Genomic DNA, 19,291 nt, shown 5'->3' with positions numbered 1-19,291 from the left:
CCGCCGCTCCCAGGCCCGTCGTCGCTTCAGGAGCACGACGATGCGGTTCAACTTCCTCTCCCGCGGTCAGGGCTGTGCAGCGAATCCGGTGCCCGATGCTCCGACAGGCCTTGCGCCCTCCCTCGATCCGCGGACCGTCGACGCTCACACGCCAGGCCGCGGTACGGACGAGGCGCCGGCGCCCGCCCCGCAGCGGACCCGCGCCGAGCGCATCGCCGACGCGCTGCGCCGCCCAATACGCAGCCTGCGCTCACGCGTGGCCCCGGTCCAGGTGAGCGTCTCCTGCGGCCCGCTGGGCATGAGCTTGACGAGCGCGGCGCCGACCTCGTCGGCGCGGGGGCGGCCGCCGGAGGGATCGCTCGAGGCGATCATCGGCAAGCGCGGACCTGGGATCGGCGTCACGCGCCGACCAGCGGCAGCGGGAGCCTCGCCCTCAGTGATGGACAAGACCTCGTCTCCCCACTCGCCTGCTTGCTCGCCCGCGGTCGCCTTCAGCGCGGAGATCCGCCGCCTGTTCGCGGCGCCCGCCACCGGCCCGCTCACGCGCGCGCTGCTGGCGCTGTGCGCATCCAAGGCGACCGATCGCCCCGACAGGCACCCGCTGAGCCATGAGCACGCGCTGCTCATCGCCACGACGCTGCGCTCGTTGACCGACGATCCGGCGAAGGCGGCCGTGATTCTGGAGATGCTGTTGCGAGAGCCGCCGCCGCCCTTGTCCGGCGTCGCCGTCAAGCCGCGCGCGCCGACGTCACGGCAACCAAAGCCGACGACGACCGCCCAGAGCAAAGGCGACGACGCGCCCGCGTTCGCATCGGCAGATCGCCCGACCTTGGGGCTGAAGCGGTTGACCAGCGAAATGCGACGCGCCTTGGCCTCGACCGCCGGCGGCTTCGAGGCGCTGCTCCACCTGCAGGGCGTCTCTCTCCCGCCGGCGCAGGATCGGGATCGCGCCCTGGCCGAGCAATCGGTCGAGCACTACCGGCTCGCGCTGCGCGCCGAGGACGCGCTGATCAGGCTGGGACTGCCGGTCGGTGGGCCCCGGTCGACGGCGGACATTCATGCCGCGCTCGACGAGCACCCGCAATGCCGCGATCTGCTCGACCCGACCTGGTTGGGAACCGGCAATGCCAGGCGCCGCCGCGGCGGACCGCATGTGGCTGAGCACCCCATGACCCTCGCCGCCCAAGCGTTCGTCCATGCCCACGCCAATCGCGAGCGCGCACGCGGCGAGCCCGAGCGCGCCGTCGACCTCAAGCCCGCCGCCGTCGCTCTGCGCAACGGCTTCACCGAAAGCGGCCAGGGCTCCGACTTCCATCTGATGGCCAAGCGGCTGCGCAAGTTCATCCGCTACATCGACCTGGCCTGCCGCACGCCGCTCGGCCAGCGCCCCACCGTCCGCGACCATCTGCGGGCGCCGGTCCAGCTCGCCCGCCGGCTGGCCGGGAAGGACAAGACGCCGCTGCGCACGCTGCTCGAGTCCAAGCCCCTGGCCTCGCGCCTGGGCCTGATCCCCGATCACCGCGGCGACCCGCGGGCCGAGGCCAAGGCCCAGGCCGCCGCCCAGGAACAGGCACGCCTGGATGAGCGGCTGCGTCAGATGCAGCGCGAGTTCGATGGCGCAGAGCCCGCGCGGCGTCGCGAGATCCTGCGCCAGATCATGAATGCCGTCGTCACCGGCAACGACGTGTCGACCTATCGCGACGGCCGCCGGCACGGCGTAGGCGCGACCGTCGGCTACGGCGTGGCCGACATCGCGGGCGTGGGCGGTGCGTCGCTGGGCATCACGCCGGTGGTCGATGTCGGCGTCGACCACACGCGGGCGGCCGTGTTCAAGGCCGGCCCGAGCAGCAGCACCGGCCTGATCTTCCTGGGCAGCGAACGCAAGCTGAGCGGCTCCGCCGGCGTGGGCGTGCGGGCCGGCGCGCAGTTCGGCCCCGTCGGCGTCACCGCGCAGGCGATGGCGCGGCTGGGCGGCTCGCACCTGGTCTCCAAGGGCTTGATGATCCGCACCAGCCGGGAAGGCCAGGAGCACCGCCAGCTACCGCCCGAGGAGGCCGCGCGCCTGACCGCCACCGACTGGCGCGGCATGGGCGAGCGCGTGGTGAATGCGGTCTTCGAGATCGCCGATCTGCCGCCCGACCAACGCCCCGCGCACGGTGGCGCCATGTGGGCGCGTATGGTCGAACGCATCGGCGATCACCGTGACATCTCCTTCGGCTGGAACGAGGGCCGCGCCAGGACGGCCGAGGTCGCCTTGTCGCTGGACGGCTTCGCCGCGGCGGGCCTGGGCCTGGGCTTCAATGCGCTGGCGACCGCCGGTGTCGGGGTCAAGCACACCTTCCTCGACCAGCAGCGATCACGCGACACGGGCGGCGCCTCGCGCGTGACGGCCGAAGGCGACGGCACCCGCAAAGCCGTCGGGATGGGCGCCAGCATCGGCGTCACGCACCCGACCGTGCCGCTGCCGACCGGGCAGCACCTGGCGCTGTTCGGCCGACACAAGGTCGGCGTCGAGACCGAGCTGGTGCTGCAGGCCAATGGCAGCAGCACGCGCATCACGACGGAGCACGGCAAGGTCCGGCCGCGGCAATCGCTGAAGTACCGGGAGATCGGCGTGCGGGACGACTTCATCCGCACCGTCGACCGCCTGCGTGCCGACTGGGTGCCGCGACTGGGCGGACGCATTGCCGATGGGCAGCTTCAAGGGGGGGATCAGGCGCTGGACGGCTTCCTGCAGCAGGTGCTGGACCTGCCGCCCGCGGCGAATCGGGTCTACATCGAAGCGCGCTGCCTGACGCCTCAAGCCGGCGAGCGCATCAACGCGCTGATGGAACAGCTCGCGGTCCTGCAACGCCCGCTGCCGCCGGGCGTCGGGATCGATCCGGCCGAACGCAGGCGGATCGAGACGCAGATCCGTGCGCTGCAGCGCCAACTGGCCGAGCGCCAATTGGACGAATCCAGCTGGGAGCCCTACGCGCTGATCGTCAACGAGACGGTGCCCGTCGCCCGCGAGTTCGGTCTGGCCGGCGACGGCACCGTCCTGCCCGCCGCGCCGCATGACCCGGCGGCCGGCCGCGACGGCTTCACCGAGCGCTTCCTCGGCGGCGGCCGGGTCGCCCTGGGCGCGCATGTGAACACCGCCCTGGTCGGCCGCGATCTGCTGATCCTGCGCGCCCAGCCGGCCCCCGCCTGATCCGCGCCTGATCCGCGCCGGAGTTGTCCGGCCCTGTCCCCCTTATCCGAAGATGGTCGGCCGGCGCGGCGCGACACAATCGGCCAAAGATCGATGGGAAGGCCGCCCCGGCGTCGGGCCCGCGGCCTGAACGTCCAAAGGGGATTCCGCGTTGAAAACACTGTGCATCGAAGGCTGGCGGGGGGTGAATCACTCCATCGCGATGGTCAACCAGAACCAGATCCTGGAGATGGCCAAGGACCCGCGCTTCCAGCTCTTCCACCGCGACGCGCCCTTCTTCCTGCCGCATTGGGACAAGAGCAAGCTGGACTCCGGCTTCGCCCCCGAGGAGCGCGCCGTCATCGACGCCCTGCCCGATCCCGGCGATCAGGTCATGGATGTGCGCCTGCGCATCGCCTCGCCGGTGCGGCTGGGCGACATGGCCGCCGCGCGCCGCAACGCGACCTTCGTCGTCACCGAGTTCGGCCTGTCCGGCAAGAGCTTCGATCCGCCGGAGATGCCGCCCGCCGCGCTCACGCAAGGCGACGACTTCGTCGTCACGCCGACGCGCTGGTCCAAGGCCAGGCTGGTCGATTACGGCTTCGACGCGGACAAGGTCCATGTGGTCCCGCACGGCTACAAGACCGACACCTTCTTCCCGATGACGCCCGAGCAGCGCCAGGCCGCCCGCGCCGCGCTGGGCATGCAGCCGCATGAGATCGTCTTCTGCAACGTCGGCGTCGCCACCTGGAACAAGGGCATCGACCTGATCCTGCTGGCCTTCGCCGAACTGCGTCTGCAGGGCCTGCCGGTGCGGCTCATCCTCAAGGACCATCAAGGGCTCTATGGCATCGGCGTCGAGCGCGTCTTCGCCGAGATGGCCGCGCGCGCGCCCCAGCTCAACACGCCGCAGGTGCGGGACGGGATTTCGGTGCTGTCCAGCAGCCTGAACCTGCCGCAGCTGCGCTCGCTGTACGCGCTGTCCGACGCCTACGTCTCGCCCTACCGCGCCGAAGGCTTCAACCTGCCGGTGCTGGAGGCCATGGGCTGCGGCACGCATGTGATCGTCAGCGGCGGCGGCGCCACCGACGACTTCACCCCGCCCGAGCTCTGCCACCGCTTGCACAGCCGCCCCGGCACCGACGCCGATGCGCCGCAGCCGGTGGGCGCCTTCGTCGTGCCGGATCTGGACGACCTGCGCGAAGCCATGCTGCAAGTCGTCGAGCAGCGCCTCACCCCGGCGCCGCGACGCGAGGCCGCGCGCCAGCGACTGGCGCAGCGCTTCTCCTGGGCGACGGTCACCAAGCAGTTGCTGGACCTGATGTGATGAGCGCCAAGCCCAGCCTGGCCGTCGCCATCGTCGACACCGACCTGCACGTCCTGGCGCGCCAGGCGCTGCTGCACAGCATGCGGCTGATGGAACAGCAGGGGCTGCCCTTCAGCCAGGTGCTGATCTATTCCGACAAGCCCGAGCTCTGGCCCGGCCTCCCGGTGATCCCCGTCCCGACGCTGCGGTCGATCACCGAGTACAACCTGCTGATCACGCGGGAGCTGGCCAAGCACCTGACCGCCGACTTCGTGCTGGTGATCCAGTACGACGGCTTCGTGCTCAACGCGGACCAGTTCTCGCCGCACTTTCTGCACTACGACTACATCGGCGCGCCCTGGCCCAACTATCCGGACAACGACGTGGGCAACGGCGGCTTCTCCTGGCGCTCCAAACGCCTGGTGCACGCGGTCGCTCAGCTGGATTACGGCGATCCGACCGAGGCCGAGGATCTCTTCATCTGCCGCACCATGCGCGACGCGCTGGAGCGCCTGGGCTGCCGCTTCGCGCCCAAGGCGATCGCGCAGCACTTCTCGGTCGAATTCCCCGCCGTGCCCTTCCCCACCTTCGGTTTCCACGGAATCTTCCATCTGCCCGGCGTCTATCGCGAGGCGCCGGACTTCCTGCTGGACCACCTGTCCGATCGCATCGTCAAGAGCCGCAGCGGCTTCCTGCTGCCCGGCCTGGACGCCATGGCCCCGGCCGCCGCGCAGCGCCTGCGCGAGCGCCTGGCCCGCCTGAGCGCCGCCGATGGCGCGCGCACCGCCACTTCCATGAATCCTTCCCCGGCCGCCACCTCCGTCGCGGCGCCGGCCCCTTCTTCCGAAAGCCCGCGATGAACGCCAAGAAGCAGATCGTCATCCTGATTCCCCACGGCGTGCAGACCGGCGGCCCGGAGGCGCTGCATCAGCTCTCGGACTCGCTGATCCGCCAGGGTCACGATGCGCGCGTCTGGTACGTGCTGCCCAGCGACCTGCCGGCGGTGGACGATCTGTTCCGCCGCAACGGCCTGACCGCGGGCACCGCGCTGAAGCTGCAGCCGCGGCCCAACACGGTGGCGGACTACGCCAAGTACCAGGTCCGTCTGGCCGAGGAGATCGCCATGACGCCGGACACCTGCGTAGTGCTGGCCGAGACCTACGTGCATTGGCTGCGCTACTTCCAGCCCTGCACGCCCATGGTCTGGTGGCTGAGCATCGACAACGCCTTCGAGTACCTGTCGGTCAACAAGATCAACATGAACCTGCTGCGCAGCGAGCGGGTGCTGCACGGCTACCAGTCGGGCTATGCGCACGACGTGATCCGCGCGCTGGGCTGCCTGCGCACGCTGCCGCTGTCGGACTACACCCCCGGCAAGCCGGTCCCGGTCGAGGGCGAGCACGTCTTCGAGCGCTCGGCCAAGACCGACATCGCGCTCAACGCCAACCACAAGGTGGTCTACGACGTGGGCGCCATCGCCGCGCGGCTGGAGCGCGACATCCCCGGCTGCAAGGTGCATCTGATCCGCGGCCTGACGCGGGCGCAGGTGTACGAGGCGCTGGGCCGCAGCAAGCTCTTCATCGACCTGGGCAACTTCCCCGGCAAGGACCGGCTGGCGCGCGAGGCGCTGATGCGCGACTGCTGCGTCTTCGCGCTGGACGTGGGCGCGGCGCGCGACTACGCGCTGCCCGAGGAGTGCTACTTCAAGCCGGACCAGGTGGACCAGGTCTTCGCCGGCGCGTCCGAGCTGATGCGCCAGTACGCGCTCTATCTGGAGCTCTCCCGCCCCGCGCAGCAGGCGGTGATGCGCGAGCGGATGATCTTCGAGCGCGAGGTGGCCGGCGTGGCGCATGCATTCGGCGCCTGAAGCCTCGCTTCATCCTCAATCCTGTGGACGCCCGGTTTGACCCGGGCGTCGTGGTTTCGGACCCTGCGCGAGCAGGCGGAACGAGGCTGCAAGGCGACCGCTTGCTTGGCGCTCGAGATCGCGTAGGCGATCGCCCGACACGCGGTTCAGCGTGCACGTACGGCACGCCAAGCGCGAATCGCATTGAGAACTACGCCACGGTCGCCGAATATCTCGTGATCGCTGCGGGAACGCCGTCGGCGAGTATGCGAGCGTAGCGATCAGGGGGATCCACATGAACTTCTCAAGCTTCAAGGTGAAGACCAAGCTGTGGCTGGGCTTCGGCGTCATGGCCGTGATCGTGGCGACCGTCTCCGGCGCCGCCTTGCACTGGCTCAACGAGTCCAACACCCGATTCGAGGGCTACATCGACGGCGTCGCCAAGCGCGAGCGCCTGGTGGCCGGGCTGGAGTCGTCCGCCAAGTCCCGCGCCATCGCAGCGCGCAACCTGGTGCTGGTCACCGCCGACCCCGACCGCAAGTCCGAGTACGCAGCGGTGATGGCCTCGCACAAGCTGGTCAAGGAGTTGCTGGGCCAACTCAAGGCCGACCTGGAGCACGGCGTGGACACCACCGCCAAGGATCGTCAACTGTTCGAGCGTCTGGACGGCATCGAGCAGAAGTACGGCGCCGTCGCCGAGACCATCGTCGGTCTGGCCATGGACGGCAAGCGGGACGAGGCCGTCACCAAGATGAACAACGAATGCCGGCCGCTGCTGGCGCAACTGCTGGCGGTGACCGACGAGTTCATCCGCTACGAGGACGAGCGCTCCGCCGCCGAGACCCGCGCGGCCAGCGATCTCTTCGACACCGACCGCTCGCTGCTGATCGCGGCCGCCGGGGCGGCGGCGGCGATGGCCGGCGTGTTGGGCTGGCTGATCAGCGGCGCGGTGGTCCGCCCGCTCAATCGCGCCATCAAGCTGGCCAAGTCCGTCGCCGAAGGCGACCTGCGCCACGACATCGAGGTGGCCGGCCGCGACGAGTTGAGCCAGCTGCTGGCCGCGCTCAAGGCCATGAGCGGCAATCTGTCGACCATGGTGACCAGCGTGCGCCAAGCCGCCGACGGCATCGCGACGGCGTCCACGCAGATCGCCAGCGGCAACCAGGACCTGTCCAACCGCACCGAAACCCAGGCCAGCGCGCTGCAGGAGACCGCCTCCTCGATGGCGCAGATGACGGCGACGGTGCAAGTCAACACCGAGTCCTCGCGCAAGGCCACCGGTCTGGCGAATCAGGCCGCGCAGGTGGCCGGCCAGGGCGGCGACGTGGTCAACCGCGTGATCACGACCATGGAGGCGATCAACGGCTCCAGCAAGCGCATCCACGACATCATCGGCACCATCGACGGCATCGCCTTCCAGACCAACATCCTGGCGCTGAACGCGGCGGTGGAAGCCGCCCGGGCCGGCGAGCAGGGCCGCGGTTTCGCGGTGGTGGCGGGCGAGGTGCGGGCGCTGGCGCAGCGCTCGGCGCAGGCGGCCAAGGAAATCAAGACGCTGATCTCGGACAGCGTGGAGAAGGTCGACGCCGGCGGCGCGCTGGTGGCCGAGGCCGGCCGCACGATGGGCGAGATCATGACGCAGGTCCGCAAGGTCACCGACCTGATGGGCGAGATCAACGCGTCCACCGAGCAGCAGAGCACCGGCATCGTGCAGGTCAACGAGGCGGTGGCCTCGATCGACCGCGGCACGCAGCAGAACGCCGCGCTGGTCGAGGAAAGCGCCGCGGCCGCCGAAAGCCTGCGTCAGCAGGCCCAGGCGCTGACCGAGGTCATCTCCCGCTTCAAGGTCCGCGACGGTCTGATGGTCGTGTGATGGCCGCCCTCGCCTGATCCACCCAGCCGTCGAACTCCGCCTGATGCGCGCGGATCCAGCCGTCGGCGTGTTGCTCGACGTCGCGTTCCGAGTTCGCGCCCTCGCTCATGCGCAGGTTCTGCGCGTTGATGTCGGCGATCGGCAGCTTCATCAGCGAGAACAGCTTCGCCGCCGCCGGGTTCTTCTCGACAAAAGTCTTGTTGGCGACGATCTCTTCCTGGTCGGCCTGGAAGCCGTAGTTCTTGCCGTTGGTCTGACGCGTGTCCGCGCCGTCGGTCGAGGCCGAGAACGGCACCTGCAGCCACACCACGTCGCGGCCCGGACGCAGCTCGGCGCTCACCCAGTACGGCGTCCAGGTGTAGTACAGCACCGGCTTGCCCTCCTTGAAGCGCGCGATGGTGTCGGCCATCAGCGCCGCGTAGCTGCCTTGCCGGTGCGTCACGCTGCCACGCAGGCCGTAGGCCTCGAGGTGATGCTCGATGGCCAGCTCGCAGCCCCAGCCGGGGTTGCAGCCAGTCAGGTCGGCCTTGCCGTCCCCGTCGGTGTCGAAAAGCTTGGCCAGCGCCGGGTCCTTGAGCTGATCGATGCGGGTGATGCCGTACTGCTCGGCCGTCTTGCGGTCGATCAGATAGCCCTGCACCGCGCCCCCCGCGTAGGCGCCCATGCGCGCGAGCTTGGCGTCGCCGCCGCTGTTCGCATAGAACTGGCCGTGCAGCAAGCGCCAGTGATTGGCCATGAAGGTGGCGTCGCCGTTGGCGATGGCCAGGTGTTCCGTCGCGGGCTCCAGGTCCTTCATCGGCTTGACCTGGTAGCCCAGCTGCTCCAGCGCGCGCATCACGATCAGCGTCTGGAAGGCCTCCTCGGCCAGTGAGCTCTTGAGCGGCTGCACCGTGATGCCGCGACCGGGCTGCGGATTGACGGGCGCCTTCGCCACCCACTGGGGCTGCGGCTGCGCATCGACCGACGACTGGGACGCGGCCGAGTCCGGCGCCATGACTTGGCTTTGCGGCTGGGCCGGCGCTTCGAGGGCGCGGGCCTGGGGCGCCAGCCCCAGTGCGACCAGCGCCGCCGTCAGCGCGCGCGGGCCGACGCCCGAGAAGGGCTTGAGCAGCAGCCCCACCGGACCGCGGCGATACCAGCGTCCGGCGCCGCGGCGCGGCTTGGCGATCGCTTGCGTGAGCCGGTCCAGCGTCACCGCCAGCAGCACGATGCCGACACCGCCGATGGTCGCCAAGCCCATGTCCAGCCGGCCGATGCCGCGCAGCACCATCTGCCCCAGTCCGCCCACCGCGATCATCGAGGCGATCACCACCATCGACAGCGACAGCATCAGCGACTGGTTGATGCCCGCCATGATGGACGGCATCGCCAGCGGCAGCTTCACCTTGGTCAGCATCTGCCAGGGCGAGGCGCCGAAGGAGCGCGCCGCCTCGACCAGATCGCCGCGCACTTGCCGCAGACCCAGACTCGTGAGCCGCGCCAGCGGCGCCACCGCGAAGACGATGGTCACGATCACGCCCGGCACGTCGCCGATGCCGAACAGCATCACCACCGGCACCAGATAGACGAAGGCCGGCGTGGTCTGCATCGCGTCCAGCACGGGCCGCACCAGACGCTGCGCGCGTTCGCTGCTCGCGAGCAGCACGCCCAGCGGCAGCCCGATCAGCACGCAGAACACCAGCGAGGTCAGCACCAGCGACAGCGTCACCATCGCCTCCGGCCAGATGCCGAGCATGGACACGATCAGCAGCGACAGGCCCGTGCCCACCGCGATGCGCGCGCCCACGAACTGCCAGGCCAGCAACGCGACGACCGCGATGGTCGGCAGCGCCGGCAGTCCGGTCAACAGGCTCTGCGCCCAGGCCAGCGTCGCGTCGATCGGCAGCCGCGCGGACTGGAAGGCCGGCCGGGCCTGCTCCACCGCCCAGCCCAGTCCGTGATTGATCCAGGACGCGATCGGCAGCGAGCCGTCGAAGAGGCGATGCAGGTCGAAACCCGACATCAAGCCCGAGGCCGCGTCGGCATGGCCGGCGACCTGCATGGCCGCATGCGCGGCAGACTGCGCCGGCGCGTCCAGCCAGGCGCTGGAACTCGCCGGATCGGCGGGCACGGACATCGCCTCCCAGGGATCCAGTCCCACGGGTTGCGCCGCGGGCGGGGTCAGTTGCATCGCCGCGTTGGCGGCGTCGGACGAGGCGAGCTCGACCGGTGGGATCAGGTCGTTCATCGGGGTCCTTTCAATTCAGGTGGCGCAGCGGCGAAGCGGAGCGGTCGCCCGCGCTCAGGAAGCTGCGCACGAAATCGTCGGCCGGCGCGTCCAGGATCTCCTGGGGCGTGCCGACCTGGACCACGTGACCGTCCTTCATGATCGCGATCCGGTCGCCGATGCGCATGGCCTCGTCCAGGTCGTGCGAGATGAAGACGATGGTGCGGCGCTTGACCTGCTGCAGACGCAGCAGCTCGGCCTGCATCTCGGCGCGGATGATGGGATCGAGCGCGGAGAAGGCCTCGTCCATCAGCAGGATCGCGGGATCCGAGGCCAGCGCGCGCGCCAGCCCGACGCGCTGCTGCATGCCGCCGGAGAGCTCGTCCGGGTACTTGTCGCCCCAGCCCGCCAGGCCGACCTGCGCCAGCGCCTGATCGGCTTGCGCCAGGCGCTCGCGGCGGCCGACCCCGGCCAGTTCCAGACCGAAGGCGGTGTTGTCGCGCACGGTCATGTGCGGCATCAACGCGAAGGACTGGAACACCATGCCGAAGTCCTTGCGGCGCAGCGCGCGCAGCTTGGCGTCGGAGTAGGCGTTGATGTCGTCGCCGTCAATGACGATACGCCCGGCGGTGGGCTCGATGAGCCGGTTGAGCAGCCGCACCAGCGTCGACTTGCCGGAGCCCGACAGGCCCATGATCACGAAGATCTCGCCGGCCTGGATCTCGAAGCTGGCGTCGAAGACGCCGATCGACTGGCCGGTGCGGGCCAGGATCTCCTGCTTGTCCAGACCTTCGCGGATCAGCGCCAAGGCTTGCGCCGGCCGCTCGCCGAAGACCTTGAAGACGTGGTCGATGTGAATTCCCTTGGCCATGTGCCGTGACTCCTTTCGTGCAGGGGTGGACGGGTCGCCGGTCTGCGCGCGGACGTCCGAGGGACGAGCTCGCGCGCGGACGCGACGGCGGTCACGCCATCAGCCGATGAGACGAAGCCGGGAGGTGCACGCGGCGGCCCCGGCGGGCCTCAAGGGCTGCCAGCGGGCACGGCGAAAGCGAAGGCAGGGCCAGTGCCCGCTGGAGGACTCGGAGCGCGGACGGCGGGCCTGGTCGAGGGGCGCCGCCCGGCGAGCCTGGCGTGGCAATGGGGCCGGAAGACCGGCCGGAGGAGCCGGGACAAACCCGGCGGCGAACCTGCACCGCGACGGGATTCAAAGATCCGCGAGTAGTGCGAGGGCAGTCAACATATCAATTTGACTGACATTTAAGCGCAAATGATAACCGATGGATATGAACTGAGTCAAGTCGACCCGGGATCGCCCCCAGTTCTCAGCGCTTTGCTCGCCCGGGACCCTTGCGGACGCGGTCCGCCAAGAACACCTCCCCAATGTCCAGCGAACTCTCATGCCCGACCTTGGCCGAGCAGGTTTCCAGCCATTTGCCCGCCGCGATCCGGCCCAGGCCGAACAGCGTCGTCAGCAGGCGGGGATCGGTGTTGAGCTTGCTGGACGCGCCGAACGGCGCCAGGCCGTCCTCGTCGGCCACGCGGTGCAGCCGCATCTGCTTGTAATGCGTCGGGTCGACGCGTCGGTCCTTCAGCAAGCGCTGGACGAAGGAGATGGCGCGCAACTCGGCCACCAGGCTGGCGTTGAAGGTGATCTCGTTGATGCGGTCGTCGATCTCGGCGGCGGTGCGCGGGATGCCGGCGTGCTCGCGCGGGTTGATCTGGATCAGCAGCACATCGTCCGACTTCGTCCCGTACACCAACGGCCACAGCGCCGGATTGCCGGAGTAGCCGCCGTCCCAGAAGGGCTCGCCGTCGATGACGACGGTCTGCGCGCCGTGCGGCAGGCAGGCCGAGGCCATCAGCGCCTCGATGCCCAGATCCTCGCCGCTGAAGACGCGCGGCTGGCCGGTGCGCACCGAGGTCGCGGTGACGAAGACCTTGATCGGGCCCTCGCGGATCGCGTCCACGTCGACGTGGCGCCGCACGATGTCGCGCAGCGGATCGAGATTGAAGGGGTTGAGCTGATAGGGACTCCACAGCCGCAGCCAGGCGTCCCAGGCCGCGTAGCCGGGCCAGGCGCTGCGGTTGTAGACCCAGGCGGGCATCTCGACCGGCGCCGGCGCGGGAAACCCGAGCGGCATGCCGGGCTGGCCGCCCTTCCCCGCCAGGCCCGCGTCGCCCACCGCGCCGGACGCACCCACGACGCCGAAGCACGCCGGCACGCCCGACACGTCCTGCCAGAATCGCGACAGCGCCTGACGCGCGCCCAGCGCGCCGCCCTTCGAGAAGCCGCTGGCCATGACGGCCGCGTTCATCGCGCCGGCGCTGGTGCCGGAGACGCCGTCGATCAGCAGCCGGCCGTCCTCCAGCAGCGCGTCCAGCACGCCCCAGGTGAAGGCGCCGTGCGAGCCGCCGCCCTGCAGGGCGAGATCGATGGAGCGGGCGACCCCGGGCGAACGCAATGAATCGGGCGAAGGCGATGCACCGGCCGAGCCGGACGTCGTCGGATCGGAGGTGGGGGCGGCGGGCTTGCGGCGCGATCGCGGAGTCGGCATGGCGGTCCAGTCACGGGCGTCGGAGGGCCCGCGGTATGAGGAGCCTACCGCGACGTCGTGTCGGTCGGGAACCAGCGCTTCTGGATGGTCGCGAAGGTGCCGTCGCGCTTGAGCTCGGCGAGCTGCGCCTGCCAAGCCGCCACGGTCGACGCGGGGGTGCTCTTGGAGAAGGCGATGTAGCCCTCGCTGCTGGCGAAGCTGAACAGCTCCTTCACCGCATTGGGCCGGATGCCCGCTTGCGCCAGCGTCCGCGGCATGGTGAGCTTCTCGGCGGCAAAGAGCGGCGCACGGCCGGCGGCCAGCATGCGCACGCCCTGCACGGGATCGCTGATTTGCTGCAGGTTGCGGAATCCCGCCGTCTGCAGCTGCACCAGCGTGTACCAGTCCCTCACCACCAGCACCTTGGGCATGCGCTTGGCCTGCTCCAGCGAATGCAGCCGCAAGCGGCTGTCGGCGCGCGCGTAGAAGGTGCTCTGGAACTGGACGATGGGGCCGACCCAATGGAAGAGCGATTCACGCTCGGGGATGCGGGCGGTGGCGAAGAGCGCCGTGGGCTGGCTGTCCTGCGCCTCGCGAAAGGCGCGGGCCCAGGGCATGAACTCAATCGGGAGCGCCTGGCCCAGGCGCTGCTGGATGGCCTGGACGATGTCCACCGACAGCCCCCGCGCCTGGCCGCCTTCGCTGAAATTGACGGGCGGGAACTCCTCGCTGAGCAGGCGCAGCGAGGCCGGCACCGCGCCGTGCCCCGCCGACTGCGCGATGCCTGGCGCCGTCGCCGGCAGCGCCGTGATCAGCCCGGCCGACGCGGTGCGGCTGGTGGCGTTCGCGCCGCCCAGCCACGCCAGACCCGCCAGGGTCAGATGTCGTCGATGCATTCGTCATCCCACACAAGAAACCCGCTTCGGAGAGCGCTCTCGATGATAGGCGGCGGTAACCAATCGTGTCTTGGCGGGATCGTGGGATGCGGCTTCGGCGCCGCGAATTGCTACGCGAACGCGGGAGGGGAAAACACCGAGCCCATGTGTCACACAGATGACCCTATGCCCCTGCGGACGGGTGATGCTGGTCCGAAGCGCGCCCATGCGTCCCGCACGGCGAGGGCATCCATCTTCGAGACGGCTCCGTTCGCAGACCCGTTCATCACCTCCATCGCGCGCTTCACCACCGCATGCCATTCGCGCGCCCGAGCCAAGGACTCCGTCGCATCGCCGTCTCCGGCCCGGGTGCGACGCACGTCCGCCGATGCATGCGCCATGGTGGTCTCAATCTCATAGGCCACCGCTTCAGGCAATGTCATGCTGGCGTCCTCGAAGATGGCCGTCTCGCCCGGTCTGCCGGCCACCGTCACACCCGTCCAGCCGAGGGCCGCGAGCGCATCGCGCAGCGCTCGAGCGTAGACATCCTTGCGCAGATTTCCGGAGCCCCCTTGGCAGCCCTCCAAGTAGATCGTTCCGCAGAACGACCGGGGTAGCCCCTCGGTGACCAAGCGCTGTGCCAATTCCCTCGCGGACCTCCCCCCCATCTTGGTGATCGTGAAGCCGCCCTCGCGGTCAACCCAGGCATCGCGTCGACTACCGTGCCCAAGCAGATGGATGCGCCCAGCGTCCGTGACCTTAGACAAGCGCCCCGCTCCGCGCGCTGTCGCAACCACCGGATCAAGGTTGCATATCTCCCCCCCAAGGCGTCGAGCAAGGCTTTGCATTGCGCAACCCAGGTCGTCCGCAGGGTCCAGCCGAACAAGCATCGGCGGCTCGTTCTGAAGGCGCAGCGACATCACCGATCCGATCGTGCGTACCTCGCCGTCCCTCGCGATCAGCAGTTCGACATCGCTCCCTTCGGCATCCACCTGCAGCGTCCAGCTCGTGGGCCGCGGGGAGTTCGTCATCAGATGCTGCAGCGCGTCGAACGGCTCGCGCCTCAAGACCCCGTGCGTCGGGTCGTTCCAACGTACGTCGATGAATGCGCCAAGAGCCCGCGCGACCTCCCCCTTGAGGGCGCTCACGCAATGTCGGACTTCCCTTGAAACCGGCATCGAATGCCAGGGCTCCAACAGTTCGGAAGGGAGGATGCGATGGTCCGTCCGACGCAGCAACTGGATCGTCGTGCTGGGCGGATTAGAGGTGGCCTCAGGACCGATACGACGCAGCTCATCCCGCAGGTCCTGCGGATGGGAAGGCAGATCTCGCTGACGGGCTGGAGCAAGGCCCGCGACCTCGGCACGCAGACTGTGAAGCAGCGCAAACAGAAAGCTCGCGCCGTTCGCAGGCCGGAAAGCGAAGTCCAGGGCCGACCGCCACCGCCGGTCGTCACGCTCCATCCGCAGGTAGCGCCCGGCTCCTCGATGGGGGACCACCGCGAATCGATGCTCGCCGTCATCAAGAAGGACCCCCAACCCGGCGGGCCACCAGGGGGCCTGCATGATGCCCTGCAGGAAGCCCAACTCAGCCCTAAGAGGTTCCGACGGGTGCTCTTGCGGCCAATACCCCCTTGTTGTCAACAAGTCGAAATACGTCGGGCGGACAAGCTCCGAGGCGTCGACCTGCTGCGAGATCTGATTCTCGATGTCAGGCCATTGGAGAAGGGGACAGTCGATCTTCATGCGCGCTCCGGATCTGAAGGGGCGCATGAGTATTCATGCCGGCGCATACGTTCTCGTCCGCCGACAATCCCCCGTCACTTCGTCCCGCGCAGCTTGCTCAACTGCCCTTGCGCCTCGTTCCACAGGTCCATGCCGACCTGCGTGGCGATACCGGCATTGACCTTGGTCAGCTTGTCGCGCATGCGGGCCGCCTCGGCGGCGCTGAGCTCGTTGACCACCATGCCCTTGCTCTTGAGCTCCGCCAGCGCCTTGGCCGCCTCGTCCCGCGTGTCCTTGCGCTCGAAGTCGCGGCTCTTGATCGCGGCCTGCTGCAGCACGTTCTGCTCGTCCTTGGACAGACCGTCCCAGAACTTCTTCGACACCGTCACGATCCACGGGCTGTAGACGTGATTCGTGACCGTCAGGTACTTCTGCACCTCGTAGAACTTGGCCGACAGGATGGTGTTGTACGGGTTCTCCTGGCCGTCGACCGCGTTGGTCTCCAGCGCGGTGAACAGCTCCGAGTACGGCAGCGGCACCGCGTTGGCACCCAGCTGCTTGAAGCTGTCCAGGAACACGTTGTTCTGCATCACGCGCAGCTTGATCCCGCTGAGGTCCTCGAGCTTGGTCACCGCGTGCTTGCTGTTGGTCAGGTTGCGGAAGCCGTTCTCCCAGTAGGCCAGGCCGACCATGCCCTTGTCGGCCAGCTTGCCGCGCACCTTGTCGCCGACCGGGCCGTCGAGCAGCGCGTCGGCCTCGCGCACGTTGTTGACCAGGAAGGGCGTGTCCCACAGCGCCATCTCCTTGGCGATGCCCACCAGCGTCGCGGTCGAGCCCACCATCATTTCCTGCGCGCCGCCGATCAGCGCCTGCTGCATCTGCGTGTCCGGGCCCAGCGCGGCGCCGCCGATGGCGCGCACCTTCATCTTGCCGCCGGAGAGCTTCTGCACTTCGTCCGCGAAGACCTTCACCGCGCGGCCCTGGTTGCTGTTCTCCGCCAGACCGTAGCCGAAGCGGATCAGACGCGGCTTGATGTCGGCGGCCTGCGCGGGCAGCATCGCGGCCAGCGCGAGCATGGCGCCCGCGGCCAGCGCCAGACGGCGCATGCGGGGATGGCGGAGGGAAGCGTTGAGGACAGTCTTCATGGGGAGGTCTCCGGGTCGTTGGTCTTGGAGGGAGGGGTGGGACGCGCGTCAGCGCATCCACTTCATCGGCGCGATGACGAGCTCGGGGAAGGCGGTGAACAGCGCCAGGATCAGCACGTAGGTCGCGAGGAAGGGGTTCACGCCCTTGATGACCTGGTGCATCGACAGCCGGCCCACGCCGGCCACAACGTTGAGCACCGTGCCCACCGGCGGCGTGATCAGGCCGATCGCGCCGTTGAGCACGAACATCAGGCCGAAGTACACCGGATCGATGCCCGCCTTCACCGCGATCGGCAGCATCACCGGCGCGAAGATCAGGATGGTGGGCGTCAGGTCCAGCGCGGTGCCGATCAGCACCAGCAGCAGCATCATGAGCGCCATCAGCAACCGGGGCGACTCGATCAGCCCGCCCAGCCAGCCCGACAGCACCCCGGGCAAGTCCGCCAGCGTGATCATGTAGCTGGCCACCTGCGCGCCGGCGCACAGGAACATCACGATGGCCGTCGTCTTGGCCGCGCGCACCAGCACGCCGTGCAGGTCGCCCAGGGTCATCTCGCGATGCACCGCGAAGCTCACCACCAGCGCGTAGAACGCCGCCACCACGGCCGCCTCGGTCGGCGTGAACACGCCGGTCTTCATGCCGCCGATGATGATCAGCGGCATCAGCAGCGCGAAGAAGGCCCGCGCCGTGGCGCGCAGGCGCTCGGCCATCGGCAGCGGCCGGCCCGGCGGCAGATCGATCTTGCGCAGCTGCAGCTTCCACGCGATCAGCAGGCCGATGCCCATCACCAGCCCCGGCACGATGCCGGACAGGAACAGCGCCGAGATCGAGGTGTTCGTCGTCACCCCGTAGATCACGAACGGCATCGACGGCGGAATGATGGGCGCGATGATCCCGCCCGCGGCGATCAGGCCGGCGGAGGTCCCCATCGGATAGCCGTGGCTGCGCATCATCGGCAGCAGGATGGTGGCCAGGGCCGCGGTGTCGGCCAGCGCCGAGCCGCTCATGCTGGCCATCAGCACCGCCGCGCCGATCGCCACGAAGCCCAGCCCGCCGGGGATGTGGCCCACCCAGGCCTGCGCCATCTGGATGATGCGTCGGCTGATGCCGCCGGCGTTCATCAGCTCGCCGGCCAGGATGAAGAAGGGCACGGCCAGCAGCGGGAAGCTGTCGATGCCCGCGACCAGGTTCTGCGCCAGCAGCTGGGTGTCCCAGAACTCCAGCGCCCAGGCCATGCCCGCGCCGGTCAGCACCAGCGCGAAAGCCATCGGGATGCCGATGCCCATCAGCAGCAGCATGCCGCCGCAGAAGACGACGAAGGACAGCGCCTCGTTGCTCATGTTCGATGTCCCTCGTTCTTATTCGACGTCCGACTCGTGCTCGAGATCGAGCGGCCGGTTGCGCAGCAGTTCCCACAGCGCCATCAGCGCGATCGCGGCGCAGGACAGCAAGGCCGGCAGCGGCAGCAGCGCGTTGGAATAGCCCAGCACCACCGAGCGGCTCTCCATCCCCACCACCACCTGCTGCCACGCGCCCCAAGCCACCAGCACTGCCGCCGCGATGACCGCGACACGGATCAGCGCGGTCACCGCGCGCAGCGCCGCGGGCTTGCGCCGCAGCGGCAGCAGCAGGCTGGTGAAGGCCATGTGCTCGCCGCGCGGATAGGCGGCGGTCGCGCCGATGAAGACCATCCAGACGAACAGCAGCCGGGAGAGCTCCTCGCTGGCCGCGACGCCGCTGCCGAAGCCGTAGCGCAGCACCACGTTGACGAAGACCGCCAGCGCCATCACGCCCAGGCACAAGGCCATGGCGGCCTCGGCGGCGATCTGCCAGCGGGATTTGGGTTGAGGCTCGCTCATGCGTCGGTCTCCTTGTCGTCGAGGCACAGCCAGGCGCGCGCTTGCGCGACCTGCTCATCCAGCGCCAGCGCGGCCGGCACGGTCAGCACGCCAGGCTCGCCGATGGGCGGCTCCAGCGTCGCGAACTGGCTGTCCACCAGGCTCGCGGAAAAGAAATGGCGCTCGGCCCGCGCCGCCACGCGCGCCAGCGCCAGCGGCTTGTCGATCGCGAGGAAGACGAAGCGCAAGCCCGGACTCGCGGCCCGCAGCCGCTCACGGTACGCGGCCTTGAGCGCAGAACAGCTCAGCACCACGGGCGCCTGGGCCGCCAGCATCTCGCCCAGCCGGTCCAGCCAGCCCCAGCGGTCGGCGTCGTCCAGCGCCTGACCTGCGCGCATCTTGGCGAGCGAGGCGGGCGCGTGGTGAGCGTCGCCCTCGATGAAGCCCCAACCCAGCGCGCGGGCCAGGGCCTCGCCGACGCTGGTCTTGCCGCAGCCGGCCACGCCCATCACGACGAGCGCGCGCGGCACCGGCGTCGCAGGCGTCGGCAGAGGCGTCGAGGAGGAGGAATTCAAGGTCACGGGATAGCGCTGTCCAATTGGGATAGCGCTATCTTAGGCAGTGATTTCTGGCACCACGATAGGGATTACACGCAGGTACAACGCCCGAATCCGGGGCATGGACGGGGCCTTCGCGCAGTCGAACCGCAGCCGGGATGCTGCGTTTTCCGGTGCGACCCGCGGGTCCGCCCGGCTGTACGCCCGGGGAGAC

At 69.3% G+C, this 19,291-nt stretch carries 12 protein-coding genes and 3 pseudogenes; 5 read left to right on the top strand and 10 right to left on the bottom strand.

Features of this window, described 5'->3' with window-relative positions:
- Positions 1–40 precede the first annotated feature (40 nt).
- The 5 genes from ABDW59_RS13415 to ABDW59_RS13395 all read left to right on the top strand — a co-directional run bounded on the left by ABDW59_RS13415 (position 41) and on the right by ABDW59_RS13395 (position 8,197).
- Positions 41–3,193, top strand: coding sequence for a hypothetical protein (locus ABDW59_RS13415; protein ID WP_343630340.1), 3,153 nt, complete (start codon positions 41–43; stop codon positions 3,191–3,193).
- 184 nt (positions 3,194–3,377) lie between these two features.
- Positions 3,378–4,499 carry a glycosyltransferase gene (locus ABDW59_RS13410; protein WP_343630339.1) on the top strand — a complete coding sequence of 374 codons (1,122 nt, stop codon included), beginning with the start codon at positions 3,378–3,380 and terminating at the stop codon, positions 4,497–4,499.
- Complete coding sequence (locus tag ABDW59_RS13405; protein WP_343630338.1) at positions 4,499–5,338, top strand: DUF5672 family protein; 840 nt, start codon at positions 4,499–4,501, stop codon at positions 5,336–5,338. The genes ABDW59_RS13410 and ABDW59_RS13405 overlap by 1 nt, the downstream gene beginning before the upstream one ends.
- Positions 5,335–6,345, top strand: coding sequence for a hypothetical protein (locus ABDW59_RS13400; protein ID WP_343630337.1), 1,011 nt, complete (start codon positions 5,335–5,337; stop codon positions 6,343–6,345). Before ABDW59_RS13405 ends, ABDW59_RS13400 begins: the two co-directional genes overlap by 4 nt.
- A gap of 274 nt (positions 6,346–6,619) precedes the next feature.
- A complete protein-coding gene (locus tag ABDW59_RS13395) occupies positions 6,620–8,197 on the top strand; it encodes a methyl-accepting chemotaxis protein (protein WP_343630336.1) in 1,578 nt (525 codons plus the stop codon).
- On the opposite strand, the pseudogene proX reads toward ABDW59_RS13395, so the two are convergent.
- From proX to ABDW59_RS13345, 10 genes and pseudogenes are all read right to left on the bottom strand, one after another.
- Positions 8,166–9,104 (bottom strand): annotated as a pseudogene (gene proX / locus ABDW59_RS13390) (glycine betaine/L-proline ABC transporter substrate-binding protein ProX); the annotation flags it as partial. The gene ABDW59_RS13395 and the pseudogene proX sit on opposite strands and share 32 nt — an antisense overlap.
- Before the next feature lie 195 nt (positions 9,105–9,299).
- Positions 9,300–10,424, bottom strand: a pseudogene (gene proW / locus ABDW59_RS13385) (glycine betaine/L-proline ABC transporter permease ProW); the annotation flags it as partial.
- A 55-nt stretch (positions 10,425–10,479) separates the two neighbouring features.
- Positions 10,480–11,274: pseudogene (locus ABDW59_RS13380) on the bottom strand (glycine betaine/L-proline ABC transporter ATP-binding protein); the annotation flags it as partial.
- A 451-nt stretch (positions 11,275–11,725) separates the two neighbouring features.
- Positions 11,726–12,958: a patatin-like phospholipase family protein gene (locus tag ABDW59_RS13375; RefSeq protein WP_343630335.1), complete on the bottom strand. Its 1,233-nt coding sequence runs from the start codon at positions 12,956–12,958 to the stop codon at positions 11,726–11,728.
- Positions 12,959–13,002: 44 nt separating this feature from the next.
- Complete coding sequence (locus ABDW59_RS13370) at positions 13,003–13,833, bottom strand: transporter substrate-binding domain-containing protein (protein ID WP_343630334.1); 831 nt, start codon at positions 13,831–13,833, stop codon at positions 13,003–13,005.
- Between the two features lie 149 nt (positions 13,834–13,982).
- The gene (locus tag ABDW59_RS13365) at positions 13,983–15,557 is read right to left on the bottom strand and encodes a hypothetical protein (RefSeq protein ID WP_343630333.1); all 1,575 of its coding nucleotides are present in this window, start codon (positions 15,555–15,557) and stop codon (positions 13,983–13,985) included.
- A 74-nt stretch (positions 15,558–15,631) separates the two neighbouring features.
- On the bottom strand, positions 15,632–16,642 hold the full coding sequence (locus tag ABDW59_RS13360; RefSeq protein ID WP_343630345.1) for a TRAP transporter substrate-binding protein: 1,011 nt from the start codon (positions 16,640–16,642) through the stop codon (positions 15,632–15,634).
- A gap of 87 nt (positions 16,643–16,729) precedes the next feature.
- The gene (locus ABDW59_RS13355; RefSeq protein ID WP_343630332.1) at positions 16,730–18,022 is read right to left on the bottom strand and encodes a TRAP transporter large permease subunit; all 1,293 of its coding nucleotides are present in this window, start codon (positions 18,020–18,022) and stop codon (positions 16,730–16,732) included.
- An 18-nt stretch (positions 18,023–18,040) separates the two neighbouring features.
- Positions 18,041–18,541: a TRAP transporter small permease subunit gene (locus ABDW59_RS13350; protein ID WP_343630331.1), complete on the bottom strand. Its 501-nt coding sequence runs from the start codon at positions 18,539–18,541 to the stop codon at positions 18,041–18,043.
- Complete coding sequence (locus tag ABDW59_RS13345) at positions 18,538–19,029, bottom strand: gluconokinase (protein WP_343630344.1); 492 nt, start codon at positions 19,027–19,029, stop codon at positions 18,538–18,540. Before ABDW59_RS13345 ends, ABDW59_RS13350 begins: the two co-directional genes overlap by 4 nt.
- Between the last annotated feature and the right edge of the window lie 262 nt (positions 19,030–19,291).

Source organism: Roseateles sp. (assembly GCF_039595295.1).
Lineage (GTDB): Bacteria > Pseudomonadota > Gammaproteobacteria > Burkholderiales > Burkholderiaceae_C > Roseateles.
Note: the sequence above shows the minus strand (reverse complement) of the source record. Positions and strands in the feature narration are given on the sequence as shown.

Coding starts and splice junctions, on each gene's coding strand:
- ABDW59_RS13360 (WP_343630345.1), bottom strand. CDS start 16,642: ATGCGCCGTCTGGCGCTGGCCGCGGGCGCCATGCTCGCGCTGGCCGCG.
- ABDW59_RS13350 (WP_343630331.1), bottom strand. CDS start 18,541: ATGAGCGAGCCTCAACCCAAATCCCGCTGGCAGATCGCCGCCGAGGCC.
- ABDW59_RS13415 (WP_343630340.1), top strand. CDS start 41: ATGCGGTTCAACTTCCTCTCCCGCGGTCAGGGCTGTGCAGCGAATCCG.
- ABDW59_RS13355 (WP_343630332.1), bottom strand. CDS start 18,022: ATGAGCAACGAGGCGCTGTCCTTCGTCGTCTTCTGCGGCGGCATGCTG.
- ABDW59_RS13345 (WP_343630344.1), bottom strand. CDS start 19,029: ATGGGCGTGGCCGGCTGCGGCAAGACCAGCGTCGGCGAGGCCCTGGCC.
- ABDW59_RS13375 (WP_343630335.1), bottom strand. CDS start 12,958: ATGCCGACTCCGCGATCGCGCCGCAAGCCCGCCGCCCCCACCTCCGAT.
- ABDW59_RS13365 (WP_343630333.1), bottom strand. CDS start 15,557: ATGAAGATCGACTGTCCCCTTCTCCAATGGCCTGACATCGAGAATCAG.
- ABDW59_RS13370 (WP_343630334.1), bottom strand. CDS start 13,833: ATGCATCGACGACATCTGACCCTGGCGGGTCTGGCGTGGCTGGGCGGC.
- ABDW59_RS13400 (WP_343630337.1), top strand. CDS start 5,335: ATGAACGCCAAGAAGCAGATCGTCATCCTGATTCCCCACGGCGTGCAG.
- ABDW59_RS13395 (WP_343630336.1), top strand. CDS start 6,620: ATGAACTTCTCAAGCTTCAAGGTGAAGACCAAGCTGTGGCTGGGCTTC.
- ABDW59_RS13405 (WP_343630338.1), top strand. CDS start 4,499: ATGAGCGCCAAGCCCAGCCTGGCCGTCGCCATCGTCGACACCGACCTG.